The organism is Bradyrhizobium frederickii, assembly GCF_004570865.1.
In the GTDB taxonomy this organism is placed as follows: domain Bacteria; phylum Pseudomonadota; class Alphaproteobacteria; order Rhizobiales; family Xanthobacteraceae; genus Bradyrhizobium; species Bradyrhizobium frederickii.
In genome coordinates this window covers 23,101-45,423 of the sequence record NZ_SPQS01000003.1, presented here as the reverse complement: position 1 = coordinate 45,423, position 22,323 = coordinate 23,101, and the positions used below count along the sequence as shown (strand labels likewise).

Sequence of the window (22,323 nt, the reverse complement as noted above, 5' to 3'; positions counted from 1 at the left end):
GCGTCCGCGCTCAGACGGAAGGCGCGGCTCCGACGAAGCGGAGCGCCTGGCACAGCATTGCCGTGACGATGGTTGCATGATCGTCATTCTCGCCGAGCTCGAAGCGCACACCGGCCAGCGCGCCGAAGACGGCCCCGACCTCGCCTGAGATTTCGCGCGCATTGTCGATCATGCGGCGAACCTTGCGGATCTCGTGATAGCGCGCACTGAAATTTTCCAGGGCCTGCCACGGCGCAAGCTGCTGCTCCCAGCGCCCGACCGCAGTGTAAAGCCGGATTGGACGCGCGAGGGCGCTCGCCGCGGCCAGCGTCCTCGACAGGCCGGCCCTGTCCCACCAGATCGACGGGCTGAAGCTGATATAACCGTTGAACATGTCCGGCCGTTGCGACAGCAGGTCCAGCACAAAATAGCCGGCCAGGGAGTGCCCCAGAAGGATGCGGCGGTCCGGATCGACGTCGAGCCAGGCCTGAATATGCGGCAGCAGCTGATTGCGGAGGAACTGGACATAGGCGGCCTGGCCGCCGCAGGCATCCGTCGCCTTGTCCGGAAACATACCGGCATCCGCAGGCCCGCGGGTAAAATCGAGATGGCGGCGGTCGACATTGTATCCGGTCGTATTGGGATAGCCGATGCCGACCACGATCGAGGGAACGATGCCGGTGGCCATCGGACGCCGGGAGACGCGCCGCACGGTCTCGGCGACCGTGATGAAATCCGAATTGCCGTCGAGAACATAGATGACCGGAAAGCCGCGAGCCGGCCGTTCGACCTCCGGAACATAGACGAAGATCTCGTAGCGCAGCCCGGTTTCCGTCGCGCGCAGCGCAAACGTCCGGCAGCCCGGCATCACGAGCGCTTGCAGCGCCCGCATGTCCTCCGCGTCGCTGTCCGTCGGCACGCGCTCTGACGTGTTTCTCAGCGCCTTGTCATGCATGCAGCGTCGCACCTCCATCGACATAGAGCTCGGCCATGGTGATGTGCCCTGCCTTCTCCGACAGCAGGAACAGCACCGCGTTGACAACGTCCTCCGGGGTGGCGAGCTTGCGCAGCGGAATGCCGGTCTTGAAATTGGCCAGCGAGCCTTCGATCACCCGCTCGCCGCCGCGCGCGTCGCTCCACATGCCGGTCTGCATCGGCGTCAGCGTCGATCCCGGCGCCACGATGTTGCAGCGAATGCCATATTCGGCCAGTTCGAGGCCGAGGCAGCGGGTGAACATGGTCGCCGCCGCCTTCGAGGCGGCATAGACCGCCATATCCTTGCGCGGCACGCCGGCCGCATTGGAGCTGACGGTGACGATGCTGCCCTTGCGGCGCGGCGCCATGTGGCGAGCGAGCGCACGCGAGACGTGGAAAACCCCGGCGGTGTTGACGGCGAAGACGCGCTCCCATTCCGCATCGCTTGTGTCGACGACCGCTGTCGTCGACAGCACGCCGGCGATATTGATACCGAAATCGATACCCCCGCATCGAGCGGCGGCGTCCTGGATCAGGCGCTCGACCTCGGCGCTATCAGTCACATCGAGCGGCCGCGGCAGGAGATTGTCGCAGGCAAGCTCCGCCAGCGCGTCCACCGCCAGATCGGTGGCAATGACGTTCGCCCCCTCCCGCAACAGCGCCTTGACCATGGCAAGCCCGATCCCGCCGGCCGCGCCGGTCAGGAACGCGGTCCGGCCTTCGAAGTCGCTCACGATGCGCCTCCTTTCCCGTCTGCCTCGCGCGCCAGCAACGCCGCTTTCAAGGCCGGCGCGAGATGGCGCACGGCTTCCGCTCCGATCATGTCGGCATGAACGAGGGGCACGTCGTGGATATCGAGCGATCCGACGTAAGGCATCCAGCTTTCCGGCCGCAGGCGCGGGCCGTTCTGGTTCTTGGCGGCCCGAAAGTGCAGCACCGGCCCATCGTAGCGGCGATGACGGTGCCCCCGCACCAGGCGATTGTTCACGGCGACGACGCGCACCATGCCGTCGAGCGCCGCCGCCGGCAGCCGACCGAGCGGACTTCCGCTTTCGGCGAGAAACGCCGTGACTGCCTGACGCGTCAGCGGCAGATCTGGCAACGCATCAGGATCGTAGCCGCCGATCGCGAGCAGCGCCTTCAGCGCGGCCCCCGGCCCCGGGTCCGGCTCATCGCGCCAGCAATCGCAGGGATAGGCATCCAGCATGGCGACAACACCGACCTCACGCCCCGTATCCGCGAGGTGAACCGCGATGGCCTGTGCGAGGATGCCGCCGACCGACCAGCCGATGAGGTGGATCTTGTCGCGGTCTGCAATGAAGGCGATGCGACGCGCATAATCGCGCGCCATGTCGTCGAAGCTTTGCGGCGCCTGCGCATCCGGGTCGAGCGCCAGGGCCTGAACGCCCCAGGCAGGCCTGTCGGCGCCGAGCGCCCGGGCAAGTCCGTTGTAGCACCAGCTGAGCCCGCCGGCCGGATGAAGCATGAAGACCGCCGGCCGGTTCGGATCAGCCGCGTTCAGCCTGAGCAGCGGCTGCAGGCCCGCCCCCTCGCCCGCCGACCCCCGATCCAGATATTGGGCGAGCCTGCCGATGGTGGAGTGCTCGAACAGCACGCCGATGCCGGGCTCGCGGCCGGTCGTTTCGCGCAGGCACAGCATCAGCTCCACGGCCAGGAGCGAATGGCCGCCGAGATCGAAGAAATCATCGTCGATCTGCAACGGCCCCTGCGTCTGCAAGACCCGCGCGAACAGCATTGCCACCAGCTTCTCATTGTCGGAGGCAGGCGCCCGGCCGCGACCGCCTGCGAAGACCGGCGCCGGCAGCCTTGCGCGATCGAGCTTGCCGTTGCCGTTCACCGGCAAGGCGTCGAGCACGACGACAGCCGATGGCAGCATGTACTCCGGCACGAGGCGTCCGGCATGGGAGAGAATGTCATCCTCCAGGTCGCCCTCCGCCTCGCCGCGCTCGAGCGTGGCGTAGGCGACGATGCGCTTTTCGCCCGCCCGATCCTCGTGCAGGGCAACCACCGCCTGCGTCACCGCCGGATGGGACAGGATCGCGGCTTCGATCTCGCCGAGCTCGATGCGCAGGCCGCGCAGCTTGATCTGATGATCGGAGCGTCCGAGATAGAGGATGGCGCCGTCGCCGCGAACGCGCGCCAGATCGCCGGTGCGGTACATGCGCTCTCCCGGACGGAAGGGATCGGCGACGAAGCGTTGCGCCGTCAGCTCGCTCTGGCCGAGATAGCCGCGCGCCAGTTGGACGCCGGCGAGATAGAGATGCCCCTCGACGCCGACCGGGACAGCGCGCAGATGGTCGTCGAGCACGTAAAGGCGCGTATTCCAGACCGGATAGCCGATCGGGACCGGGCGGGAGGAATCGCCGGCGGCGGCCGGCCAATAGCTGACATCGACCGCGGCTTCCGTCGGACCATAGAGATTGTGCAGCTCCGCCGTCATGCGCGCGTGAAACCGATCGCGCAGATCCGCCGTGAGCTCCTCGCCGCTGCAGAAGACCCGCTTCACCGAAAGCCCGCGCGAGCTCGGCTCGGCGAGAAAGGCCGACAGCATGGACGGCACGAAATGCAAGGTCGTGATCTTCTCGTCGCGAATGAGCCGCGCGATCGCCTTCGGATCCTTGTGCATGTCCGGCGGCGCGACCACCAGCCGTCCGCCGCAAAGGAAGGCGAGGAAGAACTCCCAGACGGACACGTCGAAGGTCATCGGGGTCTTTTGCAGGATGACGTCGTCCGCCCCGAAATCGTAATGTTGTCGCATCCATTCGAGCCGGTTGACGATCGCCGCGTGCTCGACCACCACGCCCTTCGGCTCGCCGGTCGAGCCCGACGTGTAGATCACATAGGCGGCGCTGTCGCCCGCGGTCGGCGCAAGGCCGCGACCGTGCGGCGCGGTCGGCCAGTCCGTCGGCGGCAACGTCTCGAGCCCACCCAGCGGCGGGCTGTCCCCGGCGCCAAGGACGAGAACCGGCTGCGAGGACGCCAGGATCCTGTCCAGACGCTCGCGCGGATGAGTAAGGTCGAGCGGCATGTAGGCCGCGCCCGCCCGCAGGATTCCGATCAGCGCCACGACGAGATCGAGCGAGCGCGGCAGGGTCACGGCGACGATCGCATCGCGCCCGGCGCCGCGCGCGGCGAGCGCCTCCGCCAGCGCCGCGGTACGGCGATCAAGCTCGGCGTAGGTGAGAGACCGGCCATCGAAGCTGAGCGCAGGCCTGTCGGCGAAGGTCGCGAAGCTGTCGTCCAGCAGCTGCGACAGCGTCCTGTCGGTGACCGGATGCGCGGTATCGTTCAGTTGCTCGAGCAGCCAGAGACGCTCCTCATCCGTGACCGTCGCGACATCGCGCAATGGCCGCCCCGCAAGCGCCGCCTCGACCGCGGCGCGGACGAACGCGGCAAGCCGCCTGGCGTGGCTCTCCGCCTCGCCCTCTCCGTAAAGAAGCGGATTGGTATCGACCTCGAGGCTAAGATTGTGCGCGACCGCGTCGCCGCGAAAGGTGAAGGTGAGATCGTCGACCGGCCCGGTTCCGAGAACGGTCAGCCGCGTGTCCAGGCCAGCCAGCCCGGGCGGTGCATCGAAGGGCAGGATGTTGACGAGCGGGCCGTAGAGCCGCCGTTGACCGCCAACCAGGCCGAGATCGCGACGCATCTGTTCGCCGCGATAGCGGCCGTGGCGGCGATCGCGCGCGATGCGTCCGGCCGCCTGCGCCAGCCATCCGGCCAGCCCGGCCTCTTCATCGACGTCGAGACGAAGCGGCAAGATGTTCATCAGCATCGTCGGGACGCGGGCCGCGGCCGAGCCGAAACGCCCCATGAACGGCACGCCGATGGTGACCTCGTTGCGCCTGACGTGGCGGGCGACATAGGCGCCCGTCAGCGCCGTCAGGATATCGGCCCAGGACAGTCGCGTTGCCGAGGCAAGCCGGAGCAGGCTGCGGCAGATATCCGGCTCGACCCGGCTTTCGACATGGCCGTAGGATGATGCGGAACGCGCCAGCCCCGGTACCAGGCCGGTGACCTCGGCCATGTCCTGCAGGGCATCGCGCCAATAGGCCGCATCCCGCACAGCCCGCTCCGATGCCCGATAGGCGTTCTCTTCGTCGAGAGCGACCGCGTGATGGGTGAGTGGCGCACCGGGCGGCTCGTCGGCGACGGAGCCGTTATAGAGATCCGCAATGCGCTGCGTGACGAGGCCCGTCGCAAAACCATCGGTCACCACGTGATGCATGCGCTGATACCAGATGAAGCGGGCCGCGCCGAGGCGAAACAGCATCTGGCGCGCGAGCGGTCCGCTTGCCATGTCGAGCGGTGTGGCCATGTCCCTCTGCATCGCCGCAAGGGCCATGCTCCTGGGATCGCCGTATCGCGAAAGGTCTTCAATCTGAAGCAGCGGCCGATTGCGCTCCTCCACGATCTGCATGTCCTGGCCGGCGATGCGGACGGCGAGGCTGTCCGCCTCCATCGCGACCTGGCGAACCGCGCGCTCGAACGCCGCCACATCGAGCCTTCCGCCGATTTCGACGAAATGCCCCGTGTTGAAGACGGGATTGCCGGGATCGATGCCCTGCGCGAACCAGATGCCGGACTGAGCCTGCGTCAAGGCGAGCCCGCGCACGGGCTGGTCGGGAACGGATCTCGCGGTCCGTGCCGTCATGATCGCGCCTCCATGATTGCGTCCATGCACTGGCGGGCAAGCTGCCACCAGCCGGCCAGCGTCGGGCGCTCGGCCATGCGAGCGAAATCGAGATGCACCCCCCGCTCCTGCCAAAGCAGCACGAGATTCATCGCGCGCATCGAATCCAGCCCGAGATCGGCCAGATTGTCATCCTCGCCGATCTCCTCCGGATCGATATGGATCAGCGCGGCGATGTCCTGGCGCATGAGATCGCGGCTGAGCAGGATCGTCATGCGGCTGCCCTCCGCTCCATCGCGGAGACAAGGGCATCGACCGACAAGGGGATACCGCAGGTTGCGGCGACATAGTCCAATGCCATCTCGTGGCGCTCGCGCGAGAAATCAGCGACCGCATCGGCGGCGAAGAACGGCTTGATATCGCGCTGGAATGCCTCGCCCGCCGTCATCAGGCAGCCGATATGCGCGTAGATTCCGCTGATGACCAACTGGTCGCGGCCGCGCACCTGCATGACGTGGGCGAGATTGCTCATCTGAAAGGCGCTATAGCGATGCTTGACGAAAACGATGTCGCCTGCCGTCGGACGCAGCGGATCGATGATCGGCTGATGGTCCGGCGTGTTGCTCATTCCCGCACCCCAGAGATCGGCCTGCAGTCCGCGGTCGCGGCGATCCTGGTCGCCGGTCTGCGCGGTGTAGAGCACCGGCATGCCCGCCGCCGAGGCTGCCGCCTTCAGGCGCGCGATGTTGGCGATCACGGGGGTAATCGGAGAGGCATCCGGCACGAAAGCGCCGACGAAGTAGTTCTGCATGTCATGGATCAGCAGCGCGGCCCGGTCGGGATCGAATGCCCATCTGGCGCGCGCGGCGGGAATTTCCGCGACGGAAGGAAGTTTGTAATTCGCTATTCTCGGCAGCCCCACGTCAGACCTCCTCCGGTACGGTTTTGAGAAATTGCTCGCGAAGCTGCTGACGCAACACCTTGCGGCTGACCTTGCCGACCGCCGTCGTCTGGAATGCATCGACGAAGACGATCTGGTCCGGCACCTTGAATTCAGCCAGGCCCCGGCCGCGCACGAAGGCCTTGAGCGCCGCGATTTTCGGCCTTTGCTCCCGCGGTATGACGAAGGCGCAGCTCCGTTCGCCGAGATAGGGATCGGGGACCGAGACCACCGCAGCGTCGAACACGCCGGGATGCGCCAGGAGATGATCCTCGATCTCTTCGGCGGAGACTTTCTCGCCGGCCCGGTTGATATGGTCGCCCGCCCGTCCTCGCACCACGAGATTGCCTTCGGGCGTGCGCGAGACGATGTCGCCCGTCCGATAATAGCCGTCCGGCGTGAAGGCACGCGCATTCGCAGCATCGTCGTTGTGATAGGCGCGGATGGTGTAGGGGCCCCGCGTGAGCAGGAGGCCGGGCTCCCCGTCGGCGACGGCATTGCCGTGATCGTCAACGATCAGCACCTCGTCGTCGGGGCTGATCGGCCTGCCCTGCGTGTTGACGATCGTCTCTTCCGGATCGTCAAGCCGCGTGTAGTTCACCAATCCCTCGGCCATTCCGAAGACCTGCTGCAGAGTGCATCCGAGCGTGGCCCGGATGCGGGACGCCGCTTCGGGCGCGAATTTCGCGCCACCGACGAGCAGGACGTCGAGGCTCGAGACGTCGTACCTGGACGTTGCCGCCGCCTGCATCCACAGCAGCGCCAAGGGCGGGACCAGGCCGGTGATCGTGACGCGCTCCCGTTCGATCAGAGCGAAGGCCGCTTCTGCGTTCGGCGAGGAGCACATGACGATGCGGGCACCGGCGAAGAGCGCACCGAACACACCGGGCGAGCTCATCGGGAAATTATGCGCGACCGGCAGAGCCACCATGAACACGCTATCCGTGGTCAGGCCGCAAATGTCGGCGCTGGCGCGGAAGCTGTAGATATAGTCATCGTGGGTACGCGGAATCAGTTTTGACAGGCCGGTGCTGCCGCCCGATATCTGCAGGAAGGCGACCGCGGAGGCCGAAGGCGGCGGCGGCAACGTCACCTCGCCGCAGGAAAGGCCATCAAGGGCGCGGAACTCCTGGGCGTCGCCGATCACGATGACATGGCGAAGACCGCTTGCCCGCGCCCTGACCTCGCGGGCAAGCGCACGGAAGTCGAAATCTCCATCCCCGGCCGCGATGACATAGGCACTCGCTTCCGCCCTCTCGACGAAGTGGGAGATCTCGGCGAGGCGATGGGCAGGAAGCGCGAAGACCGGGATGAGGTTGGCGCGGAACAGTCCGAAGACGACGGACAGGAATTCCGGAATGTTCGGCAGTTGCACCACGACACGATCGCCGGGACGAAGCCCGAGCGCGAGAAAGCGAGCGGCGTTCCGTTCGGCCCGTTCAATCAGGCCGGCATAGGTCCAGCGTTGGTCGCCGCCGACAACGGCCAGGCGATCGGGAATCTCGCGGGCCCGCCGCTCGAGAAAGCCGAACATGGTTTCCCCGCGCCAGTAGCCCTTGTCGCGATAGCGCCGAGCATATTCCTCAGGCCAGACTTGCTTCAGTTCGAGCATGGCGGGCCTCACGCGTCGAACCTGCTGCCATCGATGCCGAAGGCATCGAGCATTGCGCGGAACTTGGCCGAGGTTTCGGCCAGCTCGCCCTCCGGCGTGGACCCCGGCACGATGCCGGCGCCGGCATAAAGCCGCGCGTGTCGACCCTCGATCTCGGCACAACGGATCGATACGTGCCAGCGTCCGTCGCCCGCGGAATCGCACCAGCCGACGGCGCCGGCGTAGAACTCCCGGTCATAGGGCTCGAGCTTGACGATCTGGTCGTGCGCGAGCCTGCGCGGCAGGCCGCAGACGGCAGGCGTCGGATGCAGGAGCCCTGCGAAATAGATCGACGACAGCGAGGCATCCTTGAGTTGGCCGACGATACGTGTGCCGAGGTGCCACATGCTCGACGTCGCCCTCAAACAGGTGCCCTCGGGCGCGGACAGACCGACGCAATAGGGTGCGAGCGTATCGAGAACGGACTCGACCACCAGCTTGTGCTCGCGGCGATCCTTGTCGGAGGCGAGAAGTCCGGCGCCGGCCTTGCGGTCCTCCTCCGTGTCCCGATGGCGACGCGCGGAGCCCGCGAGTGGATGGGAGCAGATCTGCCCGCCCCGCTTCTCGACGAGCAGCTCCGGCGTTGCGCCGATCAGGCTACGGCGCTGATGCCCGCGGGTCGGCAGAGGGGTCGCAAACACCGTAACGCTGTCGTCCGCGGAAAGCCTGCGCATCAGGTCGGCCGCCGAGAAATCACGGTTCGCCGTCACCTTGAGGCTGCGTGACAGGACCACCTTGCGCAAGCTGGCGTCCGCCGCGGTCAGCTGGCCGAGCGCGACAGCAACAGCATGAGCAAACTCGGCGGCAGCCGGATCCGCATCGACCGACAGGATGCCGGCCGCGCCGCCTCTCGCGGATGCGAGCCCGTCAAGGCCGGGGATCGCGCCGATGTCATGCCTTCCCTGGACGCGCAGAACGCGTTCGGGCTGGACAAGATGCGAGGGGCGCCCCGGATCGAACGGCAGGGCGCCGACCAGGACGTCCGGGCCCTCCGTCCGCTTCTCGAAGAAGCCGGCGGCACGCGCCGCGAGGTCGGCAAGCGGACCTTCGTCCAGCGTCGCGATCTGACCGAGCGCGAGCAACGTCTCCCCAGCCGTCTTCATGACAAAGGGAATCGGACGGGCGAGGGCGGTCTCGGTTGACGCCTGTTCGTCGATCCAGATCAGGGGGGGCGGCATGCTGCTCTCCAGTCTTCTTCGTGGATTGGGAATATCGGTTGCCCCTGCCCCACCGCGTCGATCGTCAGTCGGTCCAGTAGGTCCCTGTGAGCGGCACGGCCATGAGGCTGTTGAGCGTCCCTCGCGTCGTCTCGACATCGAGGTCCTCAAACAGCTCCGGATGGGTCCATCTCGCGATCAGTTCGAGCGCCAGCACGTCGAGCGGCGAATTGAAGATCTGCTGCGACAAGCCGTGGACCGCCCCTTTCGTCGCGGCAGGGATCGTGCGAAAGCCCGGCCGGGCGAGAAGCCGCGCCATGGAATCGCGCGTCTGCTTCGCGTCGTAGTTCGGACCGATGAGAAGACCGCCCCGATTGGCCATGTATTCGCCGCCGCTTGCGATGTAGACCTCCGGCTTCGAGGCGAGCACATATTCCAGGCTGATCTGCCCGAACGGCTTGCTGGCCAGGATATCGCCGATATTGCGCGCAGCCGCGAACTCGATGAATTTGCCGACACTGCCGGTGCCGGGCGAATTGCAGCAGGGCTCCTGCATCGAGGCATGCGTCTCCATGAAGACGACGGGGCGGCCGGATCGATCCGACCTGGCGATGCGCGCCGAGATCAACGCCTTGTGGTGCTTGCGAAACGCAATGATCCTGTCGGCATCCGCCTGCCGACCGACAGCCTTGCCCAGGATGTCGAGGCTCCGGTCGGAATTGGCGAAGGGATCGGCGACGAAATCGACGAAGATGACGGGAATCCCAGCCTGCTTGAGCTGCTCGAGCTGTTGCTCGGCCGGATGCGAATAGAGCGACAGCACCACGAGATCGGGATTGGCGGCGATGATCTGCTCGGCGATCATGTCCTGGGCGCTGCTCGCCGACCTCGGCAAGGTCGCGATCGCCGGAAACTTTTGCCGATAGGACGCATAGAGCTCGCGGCCGAAGCGATCGACGTCGTGCGGCCAGGCCGCGACGAGGCCGACGGGATCGTCGGTCAGAAACGAGAGCGCGAGGATCAAGCGACCATCATCCACCACCACACGGCGCGCCGGTGCTTCCAGCGTAACGGTCCGCCCCTTGAGGTCGTTCAGGACGATCTCGGCATGCGCGAGCGCCGGCATCGCCAGCGCGATCAGCAATGCGGAGATCACCGCGATCGGCCTTCGCGGAACGGTACGTGCCCTGACGGGGAAAGTCGTCTTGTCCATCATGATCGTTCCAGCTTCGAGATCTCAGCGGCAGCTTTCGTCAGACAGCCACACGCCACCGCAGGCCAACCCCGGCACGCCAGCCTCGAACCATTGCATCACGCAATCTCACCATTGATATTTGATCGTTCCCATCGTCGCCCGGCCGCTGCCGTAAAAGCACTGCGTCGAGGACGCGCAAGCCGAGACATATGTCTTGTCGAAGACGTTCGTCATGTTGAACGCCAGTTTCCAGCCCTTCAGCTGCGGCGACAGACCGTGGAGATCGTAGTGCAGCATCAGATCGGCGAGCGTGTATGCCGGAACGACCATCGCCATCGAATTGATGTTGTCACCGAAGGATTCACCCACATAGCGGATGCCACCGCCAAAGCCGAAGCCCGCCAGCTGTCCGCTCTGGAGCGTGTAGTCTGCCCACAGTGAAGCGGTATTGGCGGGAGCGCCGACGGGCGCCTTGCCCTGGATCGCGATGCCGCTGACCACCTGCGTGCTCCTGGTGATCTCGATGTCGTTGTGGGAAAAAGCTGCGATGAGGTCCAGGCCCGGCAGCGGCGAGACCTTCGCACTCAGCTCGATTCCCTTGGAGCGCACCTGACCCTGCTGAATCTGGCAATAGATGCCGGACTGCGTACATGCGGGATAGCTGGAATAGAGGTGCGTCGTATCGATCGTCAGGACGTTGTTCTGGGTGATGTCGTAGAGGGACAGCATGAACATGCCGTTGAAGCCTGTAGGCTGATACTTGACGCCGATCTCGTACTGCTCCCCGGTCGTGGGCGCAAAAGCCGCGCCGGTGTAGTCCGTCCCGATGGTCGGCTCGAACGAGGTCGAATAGCTCGCATAGGGCGCAAGGCCGTTATCGAACAGATACGTCGCTCCGGCGCGCCAGGTCGTTGCCGAATCCGAGGGATGGCTGCGATTGGTGTAGGCGCCGGTGGCGATCGTCCGAGTATCCGAGAACGCGTTCGCCCAGTCGTTGCGAACACCGAGCACCAACGCCAGCTTGCCGAGCCGCATCTGGTCCTGAAGATAGACGCCGGTTTGCTCGCGATTCTGCACCGTCTGGGTCGTCAGCGCCGGCGCAACGATCGTACCGTAATTGGGGTTGAGATAGTTGACGTTGGTGGACGTGCCGTTGCCGAAGGTCGCATCGGCGGACGATGTCTGATAGTCGCCTCCCATCAGCACGGTGTGCTGCAGCCAACCGGTTGCAAATCTGGCTTCAACCTGATTGTCGATCGCGGCGGCCTGCAGCGTTTCGAGATAGTGCGTGCTTGTGCGTGCCAGACAGAGGTTGGCGGTGGTGCCGGCGCCGCAGGTCGAGCCGGCGCCAAACCCGGTCACCGACAGGGCCTTGAAGTCGCTCGATATGTTCATGTAGCGGAAGTTTTGTCGGACCGCCCACGTATCGTCAAAGCGATGCTCGAACTCGTAGGCGATCGAATCCTGAGTACGGTCGTAGGTGTTGTAGTTCGGATGACCTGCAAAGAAGCTGCGTGGGATCTGTCCGTTCGGGTTGGCCTGCAGCGTGCCAAGTGCGGGAAGCGTGTTTGGCTGATAGCTGGATGGATCGCGATCGTGGACGGCCCGCAACGTGAACGTGGTGTCGAGCGTCGGCCGCCAGGTCACCATCGGCGCGATCAGCTCGCGTTCGGTTGTCGTATAGTTGACTTCGGTATCGGCTTTGCGGGCAAGTCCAATCAGGCGATACAGCAATTGCCCGTCCTTGGTCAGCGGTCCGCCGACATCGAAGCCGCCTTCGATTCTGTTGTGATCGCCAAACCGCGCCATCACTTCGCCCTGCGGCGCCGCCGTCGGGCTCTTGCTGATCAGATTGACCATGCCGCCGAGATTGTTCTGGCCGTAGAGCACCGAGGCCGGGCCGCGAAGGACTTCCACCCGCTCGAGCAGGTAGGGATCGATCGACGGCATGGCGTAGGAGACGCCGCGCGGTAGGCGCAGACCGTCCCAGAAATGCAGGTAGTTCGCGTTGGCGCCGAAGCCGCCAAAGCCGCGGATGAAGACGCCGTCGAAGCGGTCGCCGACGCGAGTCTCGGAGACGACGCCGGGCTCATAGCGCAGCGCCTCGGCGACGGTGCGGACTCCCTGGGTCGTCATCTGGTCTCTCGTCACCACGGTGATGGATTGCGGGACCTCCAGGATGGACGCATCGGTCTTCGAGCCGGTCGCGCTACGGTGCGCCACGACACCGCGCACCGGTCCGCGTGCCGTCTCGTTCGCCGCGCCGGATTCCGGTGCCGGCTTCGGCTGCGCGGTCGCGGCGCGAGGTGCCGCCGGTGGAATTGCGTGGGACGTCCTGCGCGCAGGCCGCGGCTTTGAGTGCTCGACCACGACCGGCGGGAGGTTTGTGCTGCTGATGGCCTGGGCGCTCGCGACGCTGACGGCTTCGATCAATTGGCCGGTGGTGACCAGCACAGAAACATGGAGAAACCACTTTGCGCGAAACGTCCTCATCATCCTCAAACCCGCACGACCCCGAATTCCTGCGGAAACAACTTCCGCACGAGGCCGTACTGACACGGCGCCCGCAGGCGAACTAGAGGCGGACTTTCGTTTGCCGGACTCTCGCTTTCGATCAAGTTTAGGAGACCTACAGACTGCCTGGGCATGCGCCCGTTGTCAGCGCAGGCGGCTGGGCGAGACGCCGAAACGTTTGCGGAAGATGGTCGCAAAATGGGCAGCGCCGTATCCGACATGGAACGCCGCCTGCGACACACTCATCTCGCCGGTCGATATCAGCTGGTAAGCCTGCTCCAGTCGGTATTCCTGAAGAAAGCCGAAGACGCTTGCGCCATAAAGGCTGCGAAAACCCGCACTGAGCTTTCTCACGTTCAATCCGACCTGTTGCGCCAGCGCGTCCAGGCTTGGCGGCTCGCTCATTGTCGCAACCAGGATATCCCGTGCCCGACGAATCCGTTCGATATCCCGAGATGCAAGGTTGGCATCGCAAACGGCCTCGCTGATACAGGATGAGATCGCAACCGCCACGAGCTGCATGGCCTTTCCGCACAGATACAGCTCGCGTTCCGGGCCACGGATCGGGCAGTTCGTGATCTGCGCGACAAGGGCCCGAAGCGCGTGCCCGACCGGACGTGACGCCAGCCTGGCCCCGGTGCCGCCGCGAGTCGCGAGCGCCTCGAGGGATTGGTCAAGCGCCGCGGCCGTTTGCGATCCAAGGACGCTTTCATCCATTTGCACGATCAAATAGCGTATCGGGACGTTTGCGGCGAAGACCTGATCACGGGCAGCATCCGCCGAGCTCCGGATCACCAGGACGGTCGGCCCGCACACCTCGCGCGCGCTGTCGCCCCCGATGCTGATCTGGAGCCGGCCGCTCAAAAGGACCACCGTCTTGATGCCGGCACGCAGGGCTACGTTGACCCGCTTCGGCTCGTCAAAGCGATTGACGCCGGCAGACAGGATCATCGCCCCGGAAAGCATGAAGAACCGCTCTTGCGCACTTTCCATGTTAGCTGCAATCGTAGGCCTTATCACCGCGCCCCGCCCATCAAGCTGATTGCGTACCCATCTCCCATGGAGATCGGCCAGCACAATAGGTATGCCATTGAGCCATTCTAGGTCTGTCGGCCACACCAGGGCTACGATCAAACGCTGTACACTACATCGCTTCTAAGATGTGGCGACCGATCGTCGAATAGCAGATATCAGAATACTCCAGAATAATGACGCGCCGCGGTTCTTGTAGGTATTCTAATCTACGAGCGGTTCGACGAGGTTTCGTCAGCTGATCGCCCGCTGCTGTGCCAGGTGAGCGGCAATAACTCCTCGGCTCGATTCTTCGACTGACCGACGGCGCAACATCGGCCTTGATCCAGATTAAGCTGGCGCCTGCTCTGCCGGATATCCTGCGAAGCCGATATTCCACTCCAAGCTGATACAGACAAGGTCATGCCGGACATCGCCACCGTCACGATCAATCCCGCAGTCGACGTGTCGACTTCGGTCGAACGGATCGTTCCCGTCGCGAAGCTGCGCGGCACGTCGCAGCGACGCGATCCTGGCGGCGGCGGCATCAATGTCGCGCGCGTGATCAAGCGGCTCGGCGGCCGCGGCGTGCGCGCGATCTATCCGGTGGGCGGCGCGACGGGCGATCTGCTGCGCCGCCTGCTCGACGCGGAGAGCGTTGACAGCCAGACCTTCCAGATCGCGGGTGAGACGCGAGAGGATTTCTTTGTCCACGAGCAGTCAACTGCCTTGCAGTACCGCTTCATCCTTCCGGGGCCGACACTCATTGACCGCGAATGGTCGGAGTTCCTGCAGCGGATCGCCTCGCTCGATCCCTTTCCCCGCTTTGTGGTCGCAAGCGGCAGCTTGCCAGGCGGAGTACCTGACGATTTCTATGCGCGCATGGCGGCGATCACCAAGCGACGTGAATCCCAGATCATTCTCGATACGTCGGGAGCGGCGCTTGCCGCGGCAGTTGCAGAAGGCGTCGACCTGATCAAGCCCAATTTGCGCGAGATGCGCGAATTGACGGGAACGGAGCCTCAGGACGCCGGTGAATGGGTGGCGGCCGCCCGACGCATCGTGGAGATGCGGCAAGCGTCGATCGTCGCGCTGACCATGGGACATCTGGGCGCAGCGCTGGTCACCCGGGACCGGACATGGCGGGCAAAGTCTCTGCCGATCATCCCGCAAAGCGCGGTCGGGGCCGGTGACAGCTTTCTTGGCGCACTGGTGCTGCGGCTCGCCTCCGGCACCGATCTGAGCGCCGCCTTCCGCTACGCGATGGCAGCGGGTGCCGCAGCCCTGCTCAATCCCGGCACCGAGCTGTGCCGGACCGCGGATGTCGAACGGCTGGCCGAACAGGTCGTGATTGAAGAAACATAGCTGACGCCTCCATTGATCTTTCGCAACACTGTACACCCCGCCTCCCGCCACATTGTCGATGCGGATCGCGTCCCGACCGGTGCCCTGGAATGCGGAGCGAAGAGATGAGCAGCAATCCCTATGTTCGCTGGTTCGAGGACATTGGCCTTCACGATGTCGGCATGGTCGGCGGCAAGACCGCCTCGCTGGGCGAGCTCTATTCGATGCTGTCGCGGCGCGGCATCTCGGTGCCGAACGGCTTCGCGCTGACGGCAGCCGCCTATCGCGCCGCCCTCCTGCAGCAGGGCGCCTGGGAGGAGTTGCGCAAGCTGCTTGCAGGCCTCGACAAGCGGCGTATCGCCGACCTCGCCCGGCGGGGTGCCGCGGCGCGGGACATCGTGTACGCCGCGACCGACGTCGCCGAGCTGAGGCAGAAGGTCGCGGAGGCCTATCGGCAGCTCGAGCAGGAATACGGGCCGAACGTTGCGGTCGCAGTCCGCAGCTCGGCCACCGCCGAGGATCTGCCGACCGCGAGCTTCGCCGGACAGCACGACAGCTTTCTCAACGTCCGCGGCGAGCGCGCGCTGTTCGAGGCCTGCCGGCGCTGCTTTGCATCGATCTTCACGGACCGCGCGATCTCCTATCGCATCGACAACGGCTTCGACCATTTCAAGGTCGCGCTCTCGGTGGCCGTCATGAAGATGGTCCGGTCGGACCTCGCGTCCAGCGGCGTCATCTTCACTCTCGATACGGAATCCGGGTTTCGCGACGTGGTGTTCGTGACCGGCGCCTACGGGTTGGGCGAGAACATCGTGCAGGGCGCCGTCGAGCCGGACGAGTTCTATGTCCACAAGCCGGCCTTCAACGCGGGCTTCCGCGCGGTCCTGTCGCGCCGGATCGGCGCCAAGGACAAGAAGATGATCTATTCGCGGGGGCGCACCACCACGCGCAACGTGCCGACGTCGCGCCGCGAGCGCGAGGGTCCTTGCATCTCGGACGACGACGTCCTCAGCCTCGCCGAGAGCGCAATCGTCATCGAGAGCCATTACTCGAAGAAGGCAGGACATCCGCTGCCGATGGATGTCGAATGGGCCAAGGACGGCACCGACGGAAAGCTCTACATCATCCAGGCCCGGCCCGAGACAGTTGCATCCCGCCGCACGCCCGAGGCGCTGGAAAACTATATCCTGAAGCCGAACGCCGCGGCTTTGCTCGGCGAAGGCCGCGCCGTCGGCGAGAAGATCGCCGCCGGCAAGGTCCGGCTGATTACCAGGAAGCAGGATCTGCGCGCCTTCAAGCCGGGCGAGGTCCTGGTCGCGCCGGCCACCAGCCCCGACTGGGAGCCGGTCATGAAGATCGCCGCCGCGATCGTCACCGAGCATGGCGGCCGGACCTGCCATGCCGCCATCGTCGCCCGCGAGCTCGGTGTTCCCGCCGTGGTCGGGATTGCGGGCATCACCAGGAAGGTGAAGACCGGGAAAACCGTGACCGTATCCTGTGCCGAGGGCGATATCGGCCATGTCTATGCCGGCCGCCTGCCTTTCGACGTCGAGCGAGTCGCGACCGGGGCACTGAAGAAGCCGCGCACCAAGATCATGGTCAATCTCGGCAATCCGGAACTCGCCTTCAAGACCGCCATGATGCCGAACGACGGCGTGGGCCTGGCGCGCATGGAATTCATCATCAACCAGCACATCGGCATTCACCCCATGGCGCTGGCAAAGCCGAAGCAGGTGAAATCCGCCAAGGACCGGCGATTGATCGAGCAGATCACCCGGCGCTACAAGAAGCCCTCGGACTTCTTCGTCGAGCGCCTGTCGGAGGGCGTGGGCACGATCGCGGCCGCGTTCCATCCGCGTCCGGTCATCGTTCGCCTGTCCGATTTCAAGACCAATGAATATGCCAGTCTCAAAGCCGGCGCCGATTTCGAGCCGCGGGAGGAGAACCCGATGCTCGGCTTCCGCGGCGCGGCCCGTTACGCCCACCCCGCCTATGCCGCGGGCTTTGCACTGGAATGCGCCGCACTGCGGCGCGTCCGCGACGACATGGGCCTGACCAACCTGAAGGTCATGATTCCGTTCTGCCGGCGGGTCGAGGAAGCCCGCAATGTCATCCAGACCATGGCCGGGCATGGCTTGAGACAGGGCGAGAACGGGCTGGAGATCTACGTGATGTGCGAGATTCCCAACAACGTCATCCTGATCGACCGGTTCGCGGAGCTGTTCGACGGCTTCTCGATCGGCTCGAACGACCTGACCCAGCTCACGCTGGGCGTCGACAGGGATTCGGACATCGTCGCCTTCGATTTCGACGAACGCGATCCCGGCATGCTGGAAATGCTCAGACTCGCCGTCGAGGGCGCCAAGCGCAACCGCCGCCATATCGGCATCTGCGGCGAGGCACCGGCGAACTATCCGGAGATCGCGCGGTTTCTGGCCGGGCTTGGGATCGACTCGATCAGCGTCAATCCGTCGAGCATCCTCCGGACGATCGGCGTCGTGTACGAGGCCGAGCAGAATGCCGACAATGCCGAGGAGACGAGCCGAAACGGCCAAGGATTTGACGTGCTGAATCACGCGTCCCTCAGACACTGATCGTGGCAGCTGTGAGGGACTTCAGGGATTGGGTCACGACTTCGCATCCTCGCGACGCTTTTCGCCCGAGCTTTGCTGGTTCACTCCACCCTCTCGTTCAAGAGGGCGCAGGGAAGGCCGGGTGCTGACCTCGCACCCGCGGTCTGCTGCGCAAAATGCACACGCAGAAGAACCGCACAGCAGCATACAGGTGGTGCCGATCACTCGGCCTTCCCTGCGCGGTGGTCGGACGGCTTATGCCGTGCTCTCCCGGGAGCCGAACTTTCCTTCTGGCCTCCCTCGCCCCCGCGGAATTCGCCGGCACCGCGCCGGTTGACGCAGATGCCGCCTCCGCAAGAGCTTGACCGTAGCAACGACGGCCAGGACCACACGGTTTTGCCGTACGCACGGCCCGCCATGTCGCCGCAGTTTTCCCGGCCCTGTCGACGGAGCCGGAAACTTACAGACGAGACGAAACCTAGCAGCGCCGTTCGTCCGCGCGCGGCCACGGGCTCACCGGGGACTACCCGCCCTGCCCGCGCCTCTCGCGCCCGACGCTGCCGCGTCCACCGCAAGCCCGGCTCGCGAACAAGACGACGACGTGATCGCCCCTCAAGGTGAGCCGGGATGGGCGGGGTATACGTCATTTCCGAATTTCGGTAAACTTGAATATTTTTGCCGCGAGGGGTTGACGGGTGGCGACACAGGCATTTGATTTCTTGCCACGGTGCAGTAAACGCGCGGGGCACAGCTCCTGCTGTGCCCCGCGGCAAGGTCACAAGGACGCGCGTTACAGCAATCCGACCCTGTGCATGATCTGCCGGATCTGAGCTGGATCAGGATCCATCATCATGGGGGCGACTGTCGCGTTCGCGATCTGTGCCGGACCGCGCATGACGTGGCCCGAGCCGTTCTGCAGGGGATCAACGGACTGCGGCGCCGGCGCGCTCGCCGGAATCATGCTCGGCGCTTCGACCGGCCGCAATCCAAGCAGACGACGCAGCGTTGCCAGCGAGGGATCGGTTCCGGACGCAGCGGCGGCAACCGGGGCGACGCCGGTTTCCAGGCCGAGCGCCCGCATCGCGTTCGGCAGTCCCGCGCCGGTACGATTCGGGTCACCGAACTGCAGCGGCGTCGCGGTTTCCTTCAGGATCTGGAACAGCCGCTCGACACGGCGTGCATCGCGATTCTGGAAGCTGCCTTTGGTGAAGTCCGGATGGTGCGCCAGCACAAGCGCGGCCAGGCCCGTGACATGTGGCGTCGCCATCGAGGTACCGTCCCATGCACCGAAACCATCGGCGGGAAGCGATGAGACGATCGCCACACCGGGCGCGCAGACGTCGACCTCCGGCCCGAAGCAAGAGAACTTTGCCGGAAAATAGCCGTCGCGGCTCTGGAAACCATCGAGGGCTTGCTGCGAATGATAGCTGTCATCGGGAAACTCGCCCCACTTGCCCAACGCGGCGACCGCCAGGCAATGCGGCGTCGAAGCCGGAAACTGCACCGGCCCCGAGGAATTCCCGGCAGCAATGATGCAGGCCATGCCCATTTGCTTGGCCCGGATGATTCGGTCCTCGATGATCCGCGAAGGCTCGCCGCCACCCAGGCTCATATTGGCGACGTCGATGCCATGCTCCATGCAGTAATCGAGCGCGGAGACGAGATCGCTGAACCGGCCGCCCGGAAAAATGCGGCAGACATGGATTTCCGCCGCGGGAGCGAAGCCGCGGATTCCGCCGCCGGAGCCGATCGGACCGCCGGCGATGATCCCAGCGCAATGCGAGCCATGGCCGATCGTGTCAATGGTCCACGCCGTTTTGTCATTGCCGACGATGCTGGTGCCTTCCCTGATGCCGTGCAGGTTGCGATGGGTCGGCGCCAGGCCGGAATCGATCACGGCGATCTTGATACCGGCGCCATCAAAGGACGGCGGCAGACGATCAAGGCCCATCGCGCGCTCACCCCAACCGGTCAATTGCTGGCCGGGGAAGCTCCGCAAGACCGCGCCGAGCGCCCTCACGACGATCCGGTTGACGCTGTTGGGAACGAGCTGCGGACGATCGAGCCAGAAGGTCCAGTAGTCCACTTTCGGTTTGACGAGAATCGAGCGGATGGTCTCCGGAGTTTCGCCCTGGAGTGTCACCGTGGCACGGCCGGTAGCGTCGGTGATGCCCTGTGCCGGCCACATGCTGCCGAACACATAGACCTCGGCTTCGGGCAGCGGACCGTCCTGGCCCAAGACTTCGATAGTCGCGGTGAAGCCGTCAGCCAGCGGCGTGAGCACCCCCGGATTGGGAAGGTGCGGCGTGGTCGGGTCGAGCATGTAGGTCAGCCGCTCGTCACGCTCCACCGCGCAACGCTCTCCTGCCTGGGTCTGCAGCAACCGGGCCTTGTCGGGAGTCATCTTGGCAAGGACCAGCGGACTGAGCGGCACTTGTCCGAGATCTGCGCTCTGAAATCCGAACAGGCGCGGCGGAGACACCGTTTTCACCACTTCGATGTCGGGGCTGTTGGTGAGCTGCTGGGTCAGAAAATCGATGCTGAAGGTCGCAAGCCCGGGTTGCTGCTGCGGCGCGATCATGAATTGCGCCGGGCGCGATGCGATCGTTGCGGGCCCCTGCCCTCGTGCCGGTGACGGGCTGGTGCCGTGTTCGGGAAGCGCACCGTTGCCGTTTGTCGTCAGTTCGGCCGCGCCGTGCTCGCCCTGCGCGGAAGTTCCTGATTTGCCTTTTGTGGCCATCTGCGGCCTCCTTGATGTTTTGCGTGTCCAATGTTTGCCCACCGAAATCAGTCGGCATCGAATGGCTTCAGCGCTGAATCCGGTTCGACCACGAGCGTGGCAAACGTCGATTTCAGGCGATCGGCCTGTGTCTGCGTCATCGAAAGGATGACGACGTCGGGTGCGACCTGCGCGACTCGCTTCACGCCGGGTTCACGCTGCAAGTGTTCGCTGAGCTGACCGGATTGGACCGGGTCTCCCTGCACGATGAATTGCTGCGACGCGTTTGAATCCGCCATCTGGTTTCCATTCTCGTCTGTGCGCAGAGGGCGGGCTTGCACCCGCCCCCCTGCGTCTTGGGTCTAGTGCATCGTGCCACCGGGCTGGCCGGCGTTGAAGACGCCGAGCTGGCGACCGATATCCAGGCCGGTCTGGGCACCCTGGCCAAGCTTCTTCAGCACGCTCCAGAAGCTCTGCAGCTCGATGTCGGAGACTTGCGCCGCAGCAGGTTGAACGCCGGGCTGGCCGGCGTTGAACACGCCGAGCTGGTGACCGACATTCAGGCCGGTCTGAACGCCCTGGCCGATCTTCTTCAGCACGCTCCAGAAGCTCTGCAGCTCGATGTCGGAGACTTGTGCAGCAGCAGGTTGAACGCCGGGCTGGCCGGCGCTGAACACGCCGAGCTGGCGACCGATATCCAGGCCGGTCTGGGCGCCCTGGCCGATCTTCTTCAGCACGCTCCAGAAGCTCTGCAGCTCCATGTCGGAGACTTGCGCCGCAGCAGGTTGAACGCCGGGCTGGCCGGCGCTGAACACGCCGAGCTGGTGACCGACATTCAGGCCGGTCTGCACGCCCTGGCCGATCTTCTTCAGCACGCTCCAGAAGCTCTGCAGCTCCATGTCGGTCGGCGGTTCTGCCGCAGCCGGCTGCAGGCCGGGCTGACCGGCGCTGAACACGCCGAGCTGGTGGCCGATATTCACACCGGTCTGCACGCCCTGGCCGATCTTCTTCAGCACGCTCCAGAAGCTCTGCAGCTCCATGTCGGTCGGCGGTGTTGCCGCGGCCGGCTGCAGGCCGGGCTGGCCGGCACTGAACACGCCGAGCTGGTGACCGATATTCACCCCGGTCTGCACGCCCTGGCCGATCTTCTTCAGCACGCTCCAGAAGCTCTGCAGCTCGATGTCGGAGACTTGCGCCGCAGCAGGTTGAACGCCGGGCTGGCCGGCGCTGAACACGCCGAGCTGGTGACCGACATCCAGGCCGGTCTGAACGCCCTGGCCGATCTTCTTCAGCACGCTCCAGAAGCTCTGCAGCTCCATGTCGGAGACCTGCACCGAACCTTGCGGCATTTCCGGACCGGCGGAAAGCGGCAGGAAACCTCCGCCGATGTTCCCTATGATCCCGCCGATATTCTTTCCCCTCTTGCCGCCGAGCAAGTTACCGATAACTCGTCCGGCCGCACCGCCGAGGATGGAGCCGAATATCCCCTGCGGATCCAATTGGCCGTAGTCCTCATATCCTTGCTGTGTTCCAGTCATGATCAAAGTCTCCTGATGAAGTGCCTGCGACACGCGTTCCCTAAAGGGAGTCGGGATCACTACGCACGATTGTGCG

Annotated in this window: 15 protein-coding genes; 2 read left to right on the top strand and 13 right to left on the bottom strand. The window is 65.0% G+C overall.

The features are described from left to right. Window positions 1-10 precede the first annotated feature (10 nt). The 10 genes from E4K64_RS05660 to E4K64_RS05615 all read right to left on the bottom strand — a co-directional run bounded on the left by E4K64_RS05660 (window position 11) and on the right by E4K64_RS05615 (window position 14,055). Window positions 11-934, bottom strand: a complete 924-nt coding sequence (locus tag E4K64_RS05660; protein ID WP_135162579.1) for an alpha/beta hydrolase — start codon at window positions 932-934, stop codon at window positions 11-13. After that, a complete protein-coding gene (locus E4K64_RS05655; RefSeq protein ID WP_235884561.1) occupies window positions 927-1,688 on the bottom strand; it encodes a 2,3-dihydro-2,3-dihydroxybenzoate dehydrogenase in 762 nt (253 codons plus the stop codon). The genes E4K64_RS05660 and E4K64_RS05655 overlap by 8 nt, the downstream gene beginning before the upstream one ends. Further along, complete coding sequence (locus E4K64_RS05650; protein WP_135162577.1) at window positions 1,685-5,626, bottom strand: non-ribosomal peptide synthetase; 3,942 nt, start codon at window positions 5,624-5,626, stop codon at window positions 1,685-1,687. Before E4K64_RS05650 ends, E4K64_RS05655 begins: the two co-directional genes overlap by 4 nt. Beyond that, entirely contained in the window at window positions 5,623-5,880 is a 258-nt protein-coding gene (locus E4K64_RS05645; protein WP_209311943.1) for a phosphopantetheine-binding protein, read from the bottom strand. The genes E4K64_RS05650 and E4K64_RS05645 overlap by 4 nt, the downstream gene beginning before the upstream one ends. Next, complete coding sequence (locus E4K64_RS05640; protein WP_167771824.1) at window positions 5,877-6,527, bottom strand: isochorismatase family protein; 651 nt, start codon at window positions 6,525-6,527, stop codon at window positions 5,877-5,879. Before E4K64_RS05640 ends, E4K64_RS05645 begins: the two co-directional genes overlap by 4 nt. Window position 6,528: 1 nt before the next feature. Beyond that, window positions 6,529-8,157: a (2,3-dihydroxybenzoyl)adenylate synthase gene (locus E4K64_RS05635; protein WP_135162575.1), complete on the bottom strand. Its 1,629-nt coding sequence runs from the start codon at window positions 8,155-8,157 to the stop codon at window positions 6,529-6,531. Between the two features lie 8 nt (window positions 8,158-8,165). Continuing rightward, the gene (locus tag E4K64_RS05630; RefSeq protein ID WP_209311942.1) at window positions 8,166-9,374 is read right to left on the bottom strand and encodes an isochorismate synthase; all 1,209 of its coding nucleotides are present in this window, start codon (window positions 9,372-9,374) and stop codon (window positions 8,166-8,168) included. A 64-nt stretch (window positions 9,375-9,438) separates the two neighbouring features. After that, window positions 9,439-10,569 carry an ABC transporter substrate-binding protein gene (locus tag E4K64_RS05625; protein ID WP_135162574.1) on the bottom strand — a complete coding sequence of 377 codons (1,131 nt, stop codon included), beginning with the start codon at window positions 10,567-10,569 and terminating at the stop codon, window positions 9,439-9,441. A 105-nt stretch (window positions 10,570-10,674) separates the two neighbouring features. Then, a complete protein-coding gene (locus E4K64_RS05620; RefSeq protein WP_135162573.1) occupies window positions 10,675-13,044 on the bottom strand; it encodes a TonB-dependent siderophore receptor in 2,370 nt (789 codons plus the stop codon). 162 nt (window positions 13,045-13,206) lie between these two features. Then, window positions 13,207-14,055, bottom strand: a complete 849-nt coding sequence (locus E4K64_RS05615) for a helix-turn-helix transcriptional regulator (protein ID WP_135162572.1) — start codon at window positions 14,053-14,055, stop codon at window positions 13,207-13,209. A gap of 441 nt (window positions 14,056-14,496) precedes the next feature. On the opposite strand from E4K64_RS05615, the gene E4K64_RS05610 reads away from it, so the two are divergent. Beyond that, window positions 14,497-15,438, top strand: a complete 942-nt coding sequence (locus E4K64_RS05610; RefSeq protein WP_135162571.1) for a 1-phosphofructokinase family hexose kinase — start codon at window positions 14,497-14,499, stop codon at window positions 15,436-15,438. A gap of 104 nt (window positions 15,439-15,542) precedes the next feature. Then, entirely contained in the window at window positions 15,543-18,011 is a 2,469-nt protein-coding gene (gene ppsA, locus E4K64_RS05605) for a phosphoenolpyruvate synthase (protein WP_135162570.1), read from the top strand. A gap of 769 nt (window positions 18,012-18,780) precedes the next feature. Here ppsA and E4K64_RS05595 read toward each other — a convergent pair. The 3 genes from E4K64_RS05595 to E4K64_RS05585 form a co-directional block, all read right to left on the bottom strand. Continuing rightward, a complete protein-coding gene (locus E4K64_RS05595) occupies window positions 18,781-20,730 on the bottom strand; it encodes a S8 family serine peptidase (protein ID WP_135162569.1) in 1,950 nt (649 codons plus the stop codon). 47 nt (window positions 20,731-20,777) lie between these two features. After that, window positions 20,778-21,008, bottom strand: coding sequence for a hypothetical protein (locus tag E4K64_RS05590; protein ID WP_135162568.1), 231 nt, complete (start codon window positions 21,006-21,008; stop codon window positions 20,778-20,780). 63 nt (window positions 21,009-21,071) lie between these two features. Further along, entirely contained in the window at window positions 21,072-22,247 is a 1,176-nt protein-coding gene (locus tag E4K64_RS05585; protein ID WP_135162567.1) for a hypothetical protein, read from the bottom strand. Window positions 22,248-22,323: the final 76 nt, after the last annotated feature.